A 15473-nucleotide genomic window follows, 5' to 3' on the forward strand; every position below is an offset into this window, starting at 1 on the left:
TGTCAACCAACGGACTCCAGAAAGCATCTGAATTCGTTTACCTGATGGGATTCGGTTCCAAGGATGAGTCATTGGCGGCACGAAGAGCGATCGGGAGGAGATTTCGCGACCTCTTGGGCACGACCGCCAGGAAGAAGTTGGCGCTGTTGGCAGGTGATCCAGGGAGATCACCTTGTCCAGGTACCGTGCAGCCGAATCGGGCGGGACAACATTCGATGGCCCAGTGCGCAGTACAGGGCTCGCGCCGAAGGAACGCAAGCCCTGTGAGCCGGCACTGTTACTTGTATATCGCGCGGTTGGTCGACCGAGTCAGGTTCGCGAGCCGCTCCTGGACTTCCCGAGTCAGCAGGCCGGGGCTGTATTTCCAACGCCAGTTGTGGCAGCCGGGGCCGCTTGTTCCGGGCGTATTCATTCTTGCTTCGGAACCCATTGAGAAGAGGTCCTGAAGAGGGGCAATGGCAAGATGGGAGCCGGAGCGCCAGGCAATCTCGATGAACTCCCACGCAATATTGTGTTCCTCGCAGCGCGTGTACTGCTTCAATCGTTCCAGTTGATCGGGATTTGGCAGGATGTGTGAGCGGAACCAGCCAAGGGTGGTATCGTTGTCGTGGGTCCCGGTGTAAGCAACGGAATTCGCCTCGAACTCTTCGGGACGATGATTGTCCCAGGGCTCACCAGGCAGCATGAACTGCAGGACCTTCATCCCGGGAAGGTGAAACTCTTTCCGCAGAGCATGGACTTCTTCCGTAATCATGCCCAGGTCTTCGGCGATAATCGGTGCCGTCGAGGTGGAAGCATTCGCGACCGGGTCGGCCCCTTTGACATTGCACAACGCCGTCAGCAGTTTCCCCCGTGGCCCCGGGACCCAATGCCCGTTCATGGCCGTCGCTTCACCGGCCGCGACGGACCAGTACGCTTCGAACCCCCGAAAATGGTCCAGGCGCACCAGGTCGACGAACTGGAGCGCCGTTTCCAGCCGATGGATCCACCAGCGAAACCCATCCTGCTCCATCGCGTCCCAGTTGTAGAGGGGATTATTCCACAGTTGTCCTGTGGCGGCGAAGTAATCGGGAGGAACCCCTGCGACTCGAGTGGGATCACCATGTTCATCCAGTTGGAACAGAGATTGGTGGGCCCAGACATCCACGCTATCGTGCGAGACATAGATTGGGATGTCTCCGATAATCTGGATATTCCGTTCTCGAGCATACTGTCGAAGCTGATGCCACTGGCGGAAGAAGAAGAACTGCAGAAGCAGCGCGTATTCGAAGCGAACTTCCAGTTCGGGCATGACGGGCTGATCAGGTGCAGTGACATACTCTGTCCACTGCCGCCACGGCCTGTTGCGGTTCACATCGCGCAGCGCCATGAACCGAGCATGATTATTGACCCAACTGTGATGCTGTTTTTTGAACTCGGCGAATTCCTGATGCAGTTCATGAGCGGGCGAGAGATTTCTGAAGTTCAGGACGGCGGTGCTGAGAAGTTGATTCTTCAGCAGGGCACTTCGCTGAAAGTCGACGTGGGGAGCTGTCTCCACCTCGGGCAGCAGTGCGCTCGCCAGATCGTTTTCATTGAGGAGGCCATCCCGCGCCAGCAGGTCCGGGCTGATCAGGAGTGGATTACCGGCGAACGATGAGGGGGACTGGTAGGGCGAGTCACCCATGTCCGTGGGACACAGTGGCAGGACCTGCCAGTAGCGCTGCTCAGCCCCCTCCAGCCAGTCAATGAAGTGGTAGGCGCTGGGGCCCAGATCACCGATGCCATAACGTGTGGGAAATGAAGTCGGGTGAAGAAGGACGCCGCTGGCTCGTTCCTGAAGCATAGTTGATCATCCGATAAAATCTTCCCTGAAGTGCGGATTCAAGGATGGTGCCAGGGGGAAGACCATCCACACGTATCATGCACGAACAAATTTCGGTGGAAATCCGAATTCCATGGCCTCATGCAGCAAGGGTTTGAGTCGCCAAAAAATCAGTGTGGACGACTGCTGACAAGGGGCATCCTGACATCGAAAACGTCAGAAGGGAAGTCCGATTGCGGCAGTGTTCATCCGATTGTGGGAATGTGTAAAAATCTTACAGGAGTAAGTTGAACATCTGAACGCTTGCGAGTCATCACAAACCTTGCCAACATAGAACTCGTTGCCCTGTAAAGAATTGAGGCGTTCCGTATCTCCAGCCATAGCAATCTGTCCCATGACATCGACACTGATTACCAAGCAGTCTGCATTCGATGACCTCTGCGATCACATCCGCGAGTCGGGATTGGTTGCGTTTGACACGGAGTTCGTTTCGGAGCACACGTACCGTCCAGAACTCTGCCTGCTTCAGTTTGCGACCAAGGAGCGCTGTGTTGCAGTCGATCCGTACGAAGTCGATCACAGGCGCTGGTGGGAGATGATGGCGGACGACAAAACGACCGTCATCATTCACGGGGGACGTGAGGAAGTCCGGTTTTGTTTCACCTATGCTGACTTGCCTCCCCGGAAGTTATGGGACGTTCAGATCGCCGAGGGACTTCGCTCGCGCAGTTTCCCTTTGGGCTACGAAGCGCTGGTGAAGCGAATTCTGGGCCGAACGGCTCAGGGGCGGGAGACGCGGACTGACTGGCGCAGGCGGCCTCTCTCGGCAACGCAACTCGAGTACGCTCTCGATGACGTGCAGCACATTCTTGAAATCTATGACCGGCAGCGGACATCGCTGCAGAAAATGAAGCGACTGCCGTGGGCAGAAGCAGAGATCCAGCGGATGATTGACGAGATCGCTGCGGAGCGATCGCCGGACAGTTGGCAGCGCCTTCCCGGTCTGCATCGATTGACTCCACGAGAACTGGCGGTTGCTCGTGAGGTTTATCGCTGGCGCGAGAACGAAGCTGCGGCTAAAGACCGGCCAATGCGGAAGATGCTCCGGGACGATCTGGTCATTGAACTGGCAAAACGACGACCGACCAGCGAAGCCGACCTTCTCGCTGTTCGCGACATGAACCGGCCCGAATATAAACGGGCGGCCCCTACTCTGCTGGATTGTGTCGCGGCAGGAATGGCACTGCCCAAAGAAGATCTCCCTCAACTGCCCAAATCACTCGACGAAGACAAGTCGCATGACGAACAGGTCGTCGGCCAACTGCTAGGACTGGCGCTCGCGAACCGGTGCGCTGAACTGAACGTCGCGATGGGGCTGGTGGGCAAGACTGCCGATCTCAGACATCTGGTGCGATGGCACGTCTACAATGAGCGGGATGGTGGGCCCCCCCGACTGACTCAGGGGTGGCGAGCGGAAGTCTGTGGTGACCTTTTAACCGACGTCCTGGCGGGGAAGATCGCGCTGCGAGTTGCGGATCCTCAATCGGATCACCCGCTGGTCTTCGAACGCCGGGACGACGTCTCCTCGTCATGACCGTCCGTCCGCCAACGAAATGAGGACGCGATTGCGTCCTCATTTCAGGCTGCAAGTGCCGATAGTTTCGCCATCCCGTCTCGGACGATGAGTTGCCGGCGATCCCGGTCGCCGCTGAGGCTGGCCCCAATTCCTGCTCCGCTAGTGAGAAATCGAATTCTTCGGGGATTCTGGACGGGGCATAGATTTCTACGGCTTGAGTGTGGGCCAGTGTCGTCTGGCTGACCTGATGATGCCGCGCACCGATGATGGCGAGACACTTGCTCAGGTCAGTCTGGTGACCTGTGCGACTAGCGATAGATCCACTGCATGTCGCCATCGAGCGAAATTTCGGGTTCGCGTTGATCGTAGCGGTCTCCGCGACGCCAGTATTTCTGCATGATCGTCTTCGTCTGGATGATCGGCTTGCCCCCGGGGCCTTCGACTTTGCGGATACTATTCGTGAACCCGGTCATGAAGACTGTGTATCGGTCTGCGTCCGGGTCGATTCCGCGCCACATGGCGACTCCTTCGATTGCATACTGGTCACTGCCGTCCGTCTGCGAGGCGTCAGGAATCGGTCCGACGACATCGACGGCACTCTTGTAACGGCCTTTTTCCCGCTTGTTGATGGCAGCGAGAGCTTCAGGGATTACCTGGTCGGGGAAGACTTCCTTGCGGTCATTGTCTGTGACGACCAGCGTGAATTCGGGGATGAACAACTGTGGTGCGACAGGGGGATCGAGAACGTTAACGGGAGCATTATCCCCTGTCAGTTCTTCGAATTTATGAGGGAACGCCCGGTAGACGATGTACCAGACGTATTCGAGCTTCTTATTCCCCGTGATCGGGTCGGTCAGTTCGACAGGAATCAGCCGCATCGGCTTCAGATAGACGTCCATGGCCCAAAGTTCGGTCTGTGACGTCCTTTCTTCACCCGAGATGACAGCGGGAAATCGGACTTCGCCACCGCGCAGGGCCTGTGCGCTGGCGGTCGAGGACAATGACAGGATCAATCCCACAGCGATCAAATGCGCGCACGCCAACTGAATGAAAAGAGTCTTCATGCCTGCATCTGTCCTGCTAAAAGGAACTGGGCTGAACTCACCGGACTGCCCCGTCGATTCGCACCCGTCGATTCTCAAAAAATTACAATAGGACCGCTTCTGTGGCACGGTCAACATCTATTTCGGTCAGTCTCGATTCCTTTCATCGTGCTCCGTCGGCCGAAACTCCGTTCTGCGCTGTGATGCTTCCTGATGCTGAATATTTTATCCGGAATCAGTTCAGGTCGAGTCCCGTCAGCAATTTTTCAATGGCATCGGCTCGATGCGCGACCTCAAGGACGCTTCTTCGAATTTCTTCCGAATCCACTGTGGCCAGCGGGTAGCTATCCACCATGACAAACACAGGCTCACGATCGATTTCGGCAATTGCCAGTGCTCCATGCAGGATTTCCGCGTTCAGCCGCAAAGCCGGCTCAAAATAAACAGGAAGCGCCGCACAACAGATACTTGAGATCTTCAGCAACCGGTCTGCGGCCGCATGTTCACTTCTTTCGACAAAAGCCGTCTGGCTTCTCCCGTTTGCAAATGTCAGATTAATCCGATAACGCTGACCGTCACGAGTCCAGCGAATCTCGGGATGGTGCGCGAAGGCCTGGATCAGCAGGCTCTCGATATCTTCGGCCTGTCCCAGGATGGCCTGCAGCAATTGCACCGCCTCCAGTCCCGTCTTGGGGCGGTTCTCGGGTGCTTTCGCCAGAAGCATGTTTGCACATTCGGCCATTTCCATCGGAATCGGTTCCTGGAACGACCGAAAGCTGGGAAGCGGGTTGTGGCGAACCTGTCGGATCAGTTCGCTCATGTTGTCGTCTTGAAACGGCAAGGTGCCGGTCAGCAGGTAAAAATAAATGACTCCGAGCGAGTAAACGTCACTGGCGGCGGTTGCAGGCTGATGGTCAAACAGCTCGGGGGCCATAAATGTCGGGGTGCCGACAAACTCTTGCTGTTCGACGGCGTTGGGGTGCAGGATCACTCGTTTGGCCAGACCAAAATCCGTGATTTTTGGTACCCCCTGGTGCGTCAGCATGACGTTGTCGGGCTTGAGATCGCGGTGCAGAATGTGGGCGGAATGGGCGGCGGCCAGGCCCTCGGCGATGCGCAGGGTCAGTGCCGTAGCGCGGACCGGCGATTGTGCTCCTTCATCCTCCACCAGTTCCCTCAGTGACCGACCCGCGACGAATTCCATCTCAATGAAGTAGTATCCCCGTGCCTCACCGATCGCGTGGACCGTGACGATATTCGGATGATTCAGCGCGGCAGCCGCCTGCCCTTCGTTGATAAAACGGGTCAGGAAGGCGGGATCGTCCAGCAGCATTGCCGGGGGCAGGATCTTGAGAGCGCACTTGCGGCGAAGGTCGCGGTGTCGTGCGAGGTAGACTCGCCCCATCGCGCCTGTACCCAGCAATGCGTCACAGTCGTAGACACCCAGTCTCTGTCCGATCAGTTGATCAACTTCGGTTAACTGAGAGGCTCGGGGGCCACTGCGCCGCGTCGGGCCCGAGGATTCTTTGGGATGATGGATCAGCGTGTTATTCGGGTCGTCGGCAGGAGCGGGATGCGATTGGCCGCAACTGGGGCAGGGAGACGCATCTTTATCAGGCAGAAACTGGAACTGACAATTGGGACAGAACGCCGCTGTAAACAGCTTCGTGTTCGGTCCGGGATGTCGATGCGGCTCTGTCATGGTCTGAACGTTCGTGTAAGGCAATGAAATTCATCACCGGATCCGCCGGTACCGGATTGTCATCACATGGCAGTTGTCTCGTCAATCGGTTTGCCCGCGAGCAGGCGAATTTGCTGAGCACTGAATTGCCGGATCAGCTCTTCTGCTTCCTGAAACGCGGCTGAGTTGGGAATGATCGCTCCGGCGTGCAATTCGTCGACCAGTCCCCCCAGCAGGTATTCGCTCAGCCGGTTCGTCAGCCATTCTTCACGTCGCAACTTGAATTTGTGATGCAACTGAAGGAGCCAGGCCTTCACCTGACTCAGAACCCCCGTGGCGGAATCAACCGCGGCATTCCCGGCAACAGTCGTTCCTGCCGCGACCGTCGCATCGACTGCGACGTGCGTGAGCGATTGGGAAGCGGCATTGACCAGAATGTGCTCAGCACCGAATACTCCGCCGAATGCGAGCAACACGGTCAGCACCGGGCGGACAATTGCGGCGGCACGGTCGGCGTTGCGAATAATGTTGAAGAGTTGTGCTCGATCGGTTCGCAGGGCTGAGAGTTCCGTTTCGACCAGCGATTGAACCAGCTTCTCGAAATCGAACTCGTTGTGCTCTTTTCGAAGTCGCTCCAGCACCGTTTCCCGTGACGTCCCGCTGAGGACCCGGTCCAGCCGTTCGGTCAAAAGTTCGTTGCCGAGCGTCGTAATGAGATCCAACTGATTGAAGACCTGCTCGAGGACTTGAACGATCGCCTCCCATTCGGCGCGGCGGTATTCGTCGAGCGGAGGGACAGACTGTCCCCAGATTCGGTCTCGCACGACGCGGACGCCACCATTCACCCAGCGGCCGATGTGCGCATAAACGCCATGCACGCTGGATGTCCAGACTTCTCTGTGGCTATTCCACCAGCGCCACATTTCGTCGACCAGCAATGAGTTTGGCGGTGCTGGCCAATGCGTTTTCCGAATCAGACCACGGGAGGCAAAGATCGTGGCCGCTTCCCGAAATTGCTGACTCTTCTGGCGAATCTCCTGGAGGTAGGCTGGTGCTCCGTCGTCCAGGGCCACCAGTCGTTTGAGGGATCCGCGCAGGGTTCTCAGCTTGATTTCTGTAAAGCGAAGCTGGGACAGGACCTGATTCAGTCGAACCGGGGGGCTTGAACCAGCGGGGCCGGCTGAAGAGGTGGCGGTTGAATCGGTCGGATTCGTCGCTGAGGGCCAGGTACGCTCTGCAAAATTCAGTGCAATCGCCTCTGCGGATTTGCGGTCGTTAGGGGCGAGATAGACATACTCAGGACGAAGTCCTGTCTCGGAGCAGAAGGTCTTCAGCCACAAAGGCCAGTAAGGTTCATCGTCGGGGAGTTCCACCTGATTAAAAACGACGATCGCCGCCTTGTCTTCGTCGGCCGCCTTGCGGAAGAACTGTTTTACGGCAGCGTCGTTGTATTTCTGCTGGGTCAGGACAGCGACAAGCACGTCAGCGGCCTGCCGCACGGCATCGGCGCGCTGCCAGTTGACCGGGGCATCACTGTCGACATCCGGAGTATCCAGGATGACCAGATTTTCCGGCACATCCGGACTTGTCCGCCAGAACAGGCAGTGTTCCGTATGGCTGGTCAATGCCTCTTCACTGTCTCCCCAGCGGCGAAGATCAAAAGCGGGAAACAGGGCTTTGAGGTCGTGACGACTGTCGAACCCATCCGGAATGAGACAGACAGGATGCTTTGTTCCCGAGGCCAGGGGGCTGCTGGCGCTTGCTCGGAAGCCGGCAATATGATTGAAGATGACGCTCTTGCCGATGTTGGTGCCCCCCACGACCGCCACCACCAGATAGGTGCTATCTCCCAGTTGGGGCAACAGTTTACGGATCAGCAGATCGTACCACTCACGCCCTTCCAGGGGGGGAAGTTTCAGCGGCTGGGTCAGTTCTTCCAGCCGTGTCATCGCTCCGCTCAATCGCTGGACGAGTGAGCCGAAGGTGGCGAGCGTGTCCGTCTCGACCTCCAGATTCGGAGAGGATCGAGCTGACGGGCCGAGTACGGAAGACGAAAACGCTTTAGTCATCGCCAAAGCCTACCTTCGCAAAGTCGTAATAACAAAACAATTACTGAAACGGGATGGGATTTGAGTAGTGGTGAGAACTCGATTCGGTCTCTATACTGTAGCCCGCTGTCGGGAAAAGCATAAAAATGAAACACCTCGGACTGGGGTTTTAACAAGATGTTGATATTTCTTCGCGTGACGTACGTCCTGATCTGTGCGGGAGCCGCCGTGGCTTTGGTGCAGAACCCCATGGCTCCGGAGTTTATCCGTCGCTACTCCGCTTTGTCATTCATCTTGATGATGTTGTTGACGCAGATTGTCACGTTCATCGACATTCTGTTTCCCCGGAAGCGACTCGACGTGATTTCGGCCATCTATTTCGGCCTGCTGGTTGGATGGCTGCTGGCGTTTCAGTTGCAATATGCCGCACAGGCGTTCATGACTTCGATCGGTGTGGGCGTTCAGCGGGATGCCGAAGGAAATAACATTACCGGCGACAACCCCTATGCCCGGGTGATCGGGGGGATGGCGGGGATCATGCTGCCCTACATGTGTATTTCATTCCTGCTGCAGACGAAAGACGACTTCCGCTTTGTGATTCCGTATGTCGAGTTCGCCAAAGAGATTAAGGGCGGTCGGCCGCTGATCATCGACACCAGTGCGCTGATTGACGGCAGAATCTCGGACGTGATGGATACGAGCATCTTCGATACCGAATTAATTGTGCCCAGTTTCGTGCTGGAGGAATTACAGAACATCGCGGACAGTCAGGACAAGAATCGACGCACGCGTGGTCGTCGCGGACTCGACGTACTCACCAAACTCCAGCAGAAACCGAAGGTCGAAGTGCGGATGCTGGAAGTGCGGGAAAAGGACGACCTGGATCACACCGTCGATCAGCGGATCGTATCGCTGGCAAAACGGATGAGCGGCCGTGTTGTCACCAACGATTTCAACCTGAACAAGGTGGCGAGCGTTCAAGGGGTGGACGTCATCAATCTGAACGATGTCGCCAATGCCCTCAAGCCCCGCTATCTGCCGGGCGAACAGCTCCACATCAAAGTCATGCGGGAAGGTGAATCGTTCGGGCAGGGAGTGGGATACCTCGACGACGGCACAATGGTCGTTTGCGAACAGGCTGCCCATCTGCTTGGAAAAGAAATCGATGTCATCGTGACAAGTATGCTGCAGAACAGTGCGGGTCGGATGATCTTCGGCAGGCTGCTCAACTCGCACGTCCCCGCAGCTCGCTGACCCCGCTCTATCGGGTCACACTTCCATCGTGGACGATCTCTGGTTGGACGCGACCGACGAGACGAACTCCCCTCGCCGACCCTTATCTCAGGACGAGGGGTCGGCGGGTGGTGGATCAGATCGTCCTTTCCTCTATCGAGGGACTTCCGGTCCATTCCCGTTGCTGACCCGTACGTCATTGTTTAGGCCTGCAGGCGGAATTCTTTCCGGATTGGTCGGGGGTTCGACGGACGATGTGTCGATCGCCGCTACCGCTGTGAGGCCCATTCAACTCATCGCGTTGTCTGGGCTTCATCCCGTTCCTGCGTTGACGAAAGCCGATCAGTAGGATCAACCGCAATTGCTGGCTCGGTCGTCCGCTGTGGCAGATCGGCTGACGTGTAGCGTCGTCCGTTCAGAAAGGCACCGACGAAAGTGGATCGGACGCAGTAGTGGTAGCTCAGCAGCAGCAATGGCACTGTTGCCAACAGAATCAAAGGAAATTTGACGCTCCAGTGAAGCGGCCAATCCATGATGATGGCCTGGGCAAGAAAAATCGGCGGCAAATGGACGAGGTAGAGCCAGTAGGACGCATCGGAAAGATATCTGACAGTCGGAATGGGCTGGTCGAAGAAACGCAAACCCATCCCCATCACTGCAAAGATCCAGTACCAAGTGGCTGTTGCATAACAGACGGCGTAGGGGACCTTGACTCCCAGCGATTCCACTGGTTCAAACCGGGGGACCGGGCCGTTGATCGTTAATGCCGCCACCGACATGCCGGCCGCCAGCATCAGGTTCATCTTCCATCTTGCTTTCAGGCTGTCCAGCAATGCAGGTTGTCGGTGGAGTAGCCAGCCAAAGCCGAAGGTCAGCAAGAATGCAATCAACGCGGTGAGATTGGGAATCAGGGATTTGTCTGGAGTGGGAATTCCCATCCAGAGAATCCAGTCGGGTTCGAATAAGAACGCGACCGCAACGGGTATGGCCAGTATGGCAGCCCCCGCGGGACGAATCAGAATCTCTCGGACGGTGCGGTCAACCGATCGGAAAACGACCCCTTCTCGATCGAACAATCGCACGACCACCCCCCGAAGCGCGAGGGTGACGACGTAGAGGATGATCAGGACGTAGAGGAACCAGAGGTGCATCAGGGGGAAGAAGAAGGGGGAATCTGGTGCCGGAGGGGGAGACGGTGTTCCCGAAACGGAATGCTGAATCGCCGCATAAGCAATCGGAATAATGACGAGTGGGCAGAGGATTGGCCAGAACAGCAGCAGCGGCAGGACAATTCGCTTCCCACGATTCACCAGAAATGAACGAGCACCTTGCTTGTGATACTGCTGATGCGCGAAAAAACCGGCGATCAGGAAAAAGAGGCTCATTCGAAAGGAATGAATCAAAAAGAACATCAGTCCGAGGGCGACGCTCTCAGACTGGTCGGCAATCGGGAAACCGACACTTCTCAGTCCCGGCAAGAAGGAAAGTGCGGCATGTAACAGAATCCCGCTGAGTAAGGCAAATGACCGAACGGCGTCAATCGAGTGCAGGCGCTGGGGGACAGTCATAATGCCTCTCAGTTGAACTTTGAGATCGCGACCTGCGACGGGAAGAGGAGAGATGCAGCCACATAACGCGACACTCGACTGAACGGATCAATAGAGCTGGCATTTTTAAGGGAAATCGCCTGTTTAGATAGGAATTTCCACTTTTGTACTCTATAAAAGAACAGAAATTGGACGGTGTGCGAACAGGAGGCGACTCGACAGATACCATGACGAAACGGGGACGAGGACGGCCGATCATTGAAACCCTGACGCCGTCCCAGGAGCGACTGCTCACGACGATTCAGGAATACATTGATCGGGAAGGACTGTCGCCGACATTGCGAGAGTTAGCCGAACACCTCGAACAGGGAGTCGCCAGCGTCTACAAACTGGTGCAGCGACTCGAGAGGAATGGCTTCATCGGAAGGACGGCAGGCAAGTCACGAAGTCTGGTCGTGCTCCGGTCTGCTCACGAGCCTCAAGTCGCGGGCCTGGTTTCGATTCCTTTGATCGGAACGGTCGCGGCGGGTACCCCGCTGCTGGCTCCGGAAAATCAACTTGGAGAATTGCTGGTTGACGCTGCCACGGTACGATCCGGTCGGCACTTTGCATTGCGGGTTTCGGGGCAAAGTATGATCGACGCAGGAATCGATTCTGGTGATCTGCTTGTCGTACGTCAGCAGCCACTTGCGGATCACCGAGACATTGTCGTGGCACTGCTGAATGACGAGGCCACGGTCAAGCGGCTGCATCACCGCAATGGTGAGATCATGCTCTTGCCCGAGAATACACGATATCAGCCGATTCCCGTCGGCCCGGAAGATGACTTTCGGATTGTCGGAAAGGTTGTGGCTGTCCGTCGCTCGTCCACGCAGAACTGAGGCGTGGGAAACGACCTGAGCGCGACGCGCGGATGGCTCACGTGTGCTGGATCATGAGTCACTCGCAGGTTTTATACTGAAGTCAAGGATAGCGGTATACTGTCATGTTGGAACGAATCGCAGCAGTCTCGATTATCATCGGAACGATCCTGGGGTCTGTCGGATTCTTCTGGTTTACAGCCCGGGCGATCCGAAACTTTTTTCGTGGGTCCGGTCCGAAGTCGCTCTATCCTCCGATCCGGTTGATTCTGCTGTCGATTCTGCTGACGGCATTACCGATCGTCGTGAACTCGATGATGATCCGCTTCGTCGGGCATGGACCCCATGACAAGAACGTTTCAGGTGAGCGCCATCTCACTCTCACCGGTTGGGACCGCGATGACTATTCGATCATCGGGTCAAGTAATGATCTGGTCGTCCTGCAGATGGCGAACCCGGACGTCACCGACGAGACTCTCAAGTATCTGACGGGCCAGACTCAGCTTCGCGAACTGGATCTGAACAACACGCAGATCACCGACGAAGGTCTGAAAATTCTGGCAGAGCTCCCTGCCCTGCGGGACCTGCGACTGGCGCGAACGAAAATCACTGATGCGGGATTTCGAGAGCACCTGCTGGGGAAGGAAAGTCTGTTGAATCTGGAACTCACCGGGACGTCCGTCGCGTCAAAAACCTTGAGAGAGTGGAAGGCGGAGAATTCAGAACGCAAGTACCTGAAATGATTTACAGGATCACAGGGCGCGCGTGATTACTATGGCGTTCAACAGGGCTTTCATGCTCATGTCTGAATCGTTTTCGCGTTTTTTCTCTTAATTGCAGCCAATTTGTTGCCTTTGCCAACAATCTTTGCCATCTGGGCTTTAACTGCCAGCGGCCAGTCACTACTCTGTTTGTTGCAAAAAGCTGCGTTTTTCTGAGTGGAGTCGGGAAAACCCGGGTTTACACGGAACTTTGGACCGCTTTGTTCGTCCAACCTCTTTTTTGTCACGACGCACAGAGAGAGTGGGATTGCGGGTCCGGCAGAGGTCGAAAATCGATGTCCATCACAGTCGCAGTTTCGGGCAGGCCGCCCATTAGTACCAACGAACCGCAGATCACCATCGGGAGCCATCCCAGTTGCGTCATCGCCTTTCCGGGTCTGGCAGACGTGAAGTCGATCCACGCGATCATTCACGAGGTCCAGGGGCGTTGGATGATCGAACCCTGTCAGGGTGAGGTGCAGGTTGTCGGGAAAGAGAAGCTCGATCGCGGATGCGAGCTGATGCCCGGCGATGTCATTATGCTGTCGCCCGACTGTCCTGAGCTAACTTTTGAACCTGAGGACGATGGTTTCCTTCCCGATTCGTCCACCCAGGACGAGGATGAATTTCGTCTGGTGCCGCTCGAAGATGCCCCCAAATCGTCTGGAACGATTCCTGCGCGCCGTTCTCCTTCGTCCGCGACCATTCCCACTACGGACGCTCCGTCCGCAGGCAAGTCATCTGATAAAGTCCGTGTACCTCAATCCCCTACTTCCGGAGCGATTCCGGTGAAGCCCCGTAGCTCGGGGACGATTCGTGCAGTCGGCCTGGACCGAGAGTCTTCCGGCAAGGCCGCAGGAGAATCCAAGTCCCGGCAATCTGATCAGAATATTCCTGCCCGGAAATCGAACTCGAATCTCCCCGCGCGCAAATCCGATCCGAGTCTTCCTGCATCCGGCGCTAAGCGGTCCCGCAGCAGTGGGCAGATCCCGGTTCATAAGCAACCGGACGATGAGGGAATCGCTACTGGAATGGTCTTAACGCGGACGAATTCCTGGGACATCGCCTCCGACGACGACGATCTGCCCCTCGCACCCCGCAGCCGTCGTTCCAGCAACGATGCCGAGATGAAGTGGATCATGATGGTAGTCGGACGGAGCGCCGGTGGGGGGCTGGCACTTCTTGTCATGTGGTTGACGATCAGCACGATCTGGAAGTCGTTGGGGAACGCCCCTGCTGGTCTTCCGGAGGCAGGTTCGGCGAGCGTCGCCGATATTTCCCCTGCTGCCGTGGCAAATGTCGCCCCGTACGTGCCACCTCGCACGACCACGCCAGCAAACGCGGTCACGAAAGGGACCGTCCCGAAAGACGCAGGGCAGACAAACACCACTTCGCCCGCAATGGTGAAACCCCCCGCCCAGTCGGAAACGACAACGACGGAAACGAAGGTTGTTACAAACAAAGATCCGGCGACGCCCCAGGACTCAGGGGCTGATCAGGGGAACGTGGACGGCGAATCGAGTTCTGAACTGCTTGCACGAATTGGTGCTGATTCAGAAAGAACGACGATTGAGCCCGTGGAAGGTGAAGCTGCCGAAGAAGTGGAAGCAGAAGAGGGGAGCTTGTCTCCCTTACAGCTTGCCACAATGGACAGCATCTATGCAGTCATGGTCGAAGACCCGACGAATCAACGGAAAAGACAGGTGGGAACTGCCTGGGCTGCATCGCCCCGCCATCTGGTCACGTCCGCAACGGTTGCTCGCATTGTGGAAGAGTCACGGCAGCAATCCCGCGTAGTGTATGCCCTGCATCCAACGTCTGAACGTAAAGTTCAGATAGCGAGCGTCCGAATGCACAATCACTATCGTCAGGCCGCTCGACTGGTTGACGAAGCCATTGAAAAGAACAACGAAAAAAAACAGATTCAGTTCCAGAAGGCTCAGGTACGCTTTGATATCGCGGTCATGAACGTCAGTCCTGCTGATAAGCTGGAATCGTTTCTGGAAGTTGCGGTCGCCCCTTTGAAGAATTCCAAAGAGGCGGTGTTCAGTATGGTAGGGCTTCCCTTCCAAAAACCCGACAAGGTTGCGGCGGTTCCGCCATCAGTCCTCAGGGAAAGGCATTCGTTGCGGCCATCGTGGAATTCCCCATTGCAGGCTAAGGATTCTTCACTGAACATCCAGTTTCCCTGGCATGAGAAGGATCCGAACTGGGCAGGAAGCCCCGTGATCAACGCGCAGAATCAGGTCATTGGCGTTTACGCGCAACTTCCTGCGTCGAAAACCGCTGAAAGTCGGAAAGGACGCCCGGAATCGGTGGTCGTCTGGGTGGGGCTGCTGCGTGAGTTCGCCCAGGATGCGGTGAAGTCTGTGAGCATCGACGACGAGTTCTGATCTGGCAACATCGTCCCGATTCCCACTCAGCGACTTTGCAGGGGCGCTCACGATCGGAGTGACCGTCACCTTATTCGATTGTGTCTACGATCAGTGCCACTGCGTCTGCTCGTTCTTCCCCCTGCCCAGCTCCCCTGGAATGGGGCCACTTCGCGCGCGTCATTGAACTGACATTGAACGCCGTGCTCGAAATGAACTCATGCAGGACCGGGAATCGTACGCGTTCATTCTGCTGACGGACGCGAATCTGAAGCCTTGTGCTGCGAAAATGGCAATGCCGCCGTTTCAGCCTTCTGCTGACCTACGCTAAGCCCACGATGGTCCGGGAATTGCATTATCTGACGCTGCATTAGCGCGCCGATGCTACTCCTGATGGATTCACAAGGGAGATTGTCCTTGCACAGAGTGATCTTGGTCGCTCAACCGATCGGGATGCTGTGTTTGTTTCTATATGACCAGCCTGAGACGGGGTCGTTTCCTCTTCAGCGACAGCCGTCTCAGGTCTGGTCCATGCCTTCATACGAACG

General features: G+C 56.6%; 10 protein-coding genes. 5 read left to right on the plus strand and 5 right to left on the minus strand.

Translation table 11 applies throughout. The features are described 5' to 3' along the window. Positions 1–277: 277 nt before the first annotated feature. Positions 278–1825 carry a 4-alpha-glucanotransferase gene (malQ, locus tag ACGY09_RS22785; protein WP_397569567.1) on the minus strand — a complete coding sequence of 516 codons (1548 nt, stop codon included), beginning with the start codon at positions 1823–1825 and terminating at the stop codon, positions 278–280. A gap of 373 nt (positions 1826–2198) precedes the next feature. Between malQ and ACGY09_RS22790 the strand changes: the two genes are divergently transcribed. Next, positions 2199–3398: a ribonuclease D gene (locus ACGY09_RS22790; protein WP_397569568.1), complete on the plus strand. Its 1200-nt coding sequence runs from the start codon at positions 2199–2201 to the stop codon at positions 3396–3398. 290 nt (positions 3399–3688) lie between these two features. On the opposite strand, the gene ACGY09_RS22795 is transcribed toward ACGY09_RS22790, so the two are convergent. The 3 genes from ACGY09_RS22795 to ACGY09_RS22805 all read right to left on the minus strand — a co-directional run bounded on the left by ACGY09_RS22795 (position 3689) and on the right by ACGY09_RS22805 (position 8173). Further along, positions 3689–4444 (minus strand): hypothetical protein, encoded by a 756-nt coding sequence (locus ACGY09_RS22795; RefSeq protein WP_397569569.1) that lies wholly within the window; start codon positions 4442–4444, stop codon positions 3689–3691. Between the two features lie 214 nt (positions 4445–4658). Beyond that, complete coding sequence (locus tag ACGY09_RS22800) at positions 4659–6125, minus strand: serine/threonine-protein kinase (protein WP_373652669.1); 1467 nt, start codon at positions 6123–6125, stop codon at positions 4659–4661. Positions 6126–6187: 62 nt separating this feature from the next. Next, positions 6188–8173, minus strand: coding sequence for a GTPase (locus ACGY09_RS22805; RefSeq protein ID WP_397569570.1), 1986 nt, complete (start codon positions 8171–8173; stop codon positions 6188–6190). A gap of 156 nt (positions 8174–8329) precedes the next feature. Between ACGY09_RS22805 and ACGY09_RS22810 the strand changes: the two genes are divergently transcribed. Beyond that, a complete protein-coding gene (locus tag ACGY09_RS22810) occupies positions 8330–9406 on the plus strand; it encodes a PIN/TRAM domain-containing protein (protein ID WP_373652667.1) in 1077 nt (358 codons plus the stop codon). A 272-nt stretch (positions 9407–9678) separates the two neighbouring features. Here the strand turns inward: ACGY09_RS22810 and ACGY09_RS22815 are convergent, their stop codons facing one another. Then, a complete protein-coding gene (locus tag ACGY09_RS22815) occupies positions 9679–10953 on the minus strand; it encodes an acyltransferase family protein (RefSeq protein ID WP_397569571.1) in 1275 nt (424 codons plus the stop codon). 176 nt (positions 10954–11129) lie between these two features. On the opposite strand from ACGY09_RS22815, the gene lexA reads away from it, so the two are divergent. The 3 genes from lexA to ACGY09_RS22830 all read left to right on the plus strand — a co-directional run bounded on the left by lexA (position 11130) and on the right by ACGY09_RS22830 (position 14946). Further along, on the plus strand, positions 11130–11813 hold the full coding sequence (gene lexA / locus ACGY09_RS22820; RefSeq protein WP_397571901.1) for a transcriptional repressor LexA: 684 nt from the start codon (positions 11130–11132) through the stop codon (positions 11811–11813). Between the two features lie 104 nt (positions 11814–11917). Continuing rightward, positions 11918–12535 (plus strand): leucine-rich repeat domain-containing protein, encoded by a 618-nt coding sequence (locus ACGY09_RS22825; protein ID WP_397569572.1) that lies wholly within the window; start codon positions 11918–11920, stop codon positions 12533–12535. A gap of 314 nt (positions 12536–12849) precedes the next feature. Next, entirely contained in the window at positions 12850–14946 is a 2097-nt protein-coding gene (locus tag ACGY09_RS22830; RefSeq protein WP_397569573.1) for an FHA domain-containing protein, read from the plus strand. Positions 14947–15473: the final 527 nt, after the last annotated feature.

The organism is Schlesneria sphaerica (genome assembly GCF_044336245.1).
In the GTDB taxonomy this organism is placed as follows: Bacteria; Planctomycetota; Planctomycetia; order Planctomycetales; family Planctomycetaceae; genus Schlesneria; species Schlesneria sphaerica.

What these genes read in the sequence shown, in the direction of transcription:
- ACGY09_RS22815 (WP_397569571.1), bottom strand. Translation starts at nt 10,953, where the DNA reads ATGACTGTCCCCCAGCGCCTGCACTCGATTGACGCCGTTCGGTCATTT.
- ACGY09_RS22810 (WP_373652667.1), top strand. Translation starts at nt 8,330, where the DNA reads ATGTTGATATTTCTTCGCGTGACGTACGTCCTGATCTGTGCGGGAGCC.
- ACGY09_RS22800 (WP_373652669.1), bottom strand. Translation starts at nt 6,125, where the DNA reads ATGACAGAGCCGCATCGACATCCCGGACCGAACACGAAGCTGTTTACA.
- ACGY09_RS22795 (WP_397569569.1), bottom strand. Translation starts at nt 4,444, where the DNA reads ATGAAGACTCTTTTCATTCAGTTGGCGTGCGCGCATTTGATCGCTGTG.
- ACGY09_RS22830 (WP_397569573.1), top strand. Translation starts at nt 12,850, where the DNA reads ATGTCCATCACAGTCGCAGTTTCGGGCAGGCCGCCCATTAGTACCAAC.
- ACGY09_RS22790 (WP_397569568.1), top strand. Translation starts at nt 2,199, where the DNA reads ATGACATCGACACTGATTACCAAGCAGTCTGCATTCGATGACCTCTGC.
- ACGY09_RS22805 (WP_397569570.1), bottom strand. Translation starts at nt 8,173, where the DNA reads ATGACTAAAGCGTTTTCGTCTTCCGTACTCGGCCCGTCAGCTCGATCC.
- ACGY09_RS22825 (WP_397569572.1), top strand. Translation starts at nt 11,918, where the DNA reads ATGTTGGAACGAATCGCAGCAGTCTCGATTATCATCGGAACGATCCTG.
- malQ (WP_397569567.1), bottom strand. Translation starts at nt 1,825, where the DNA reads ATGCTTCAGGAACGAGCCAGCGGCGTCCTTCTTCACCCGACTTCATTT.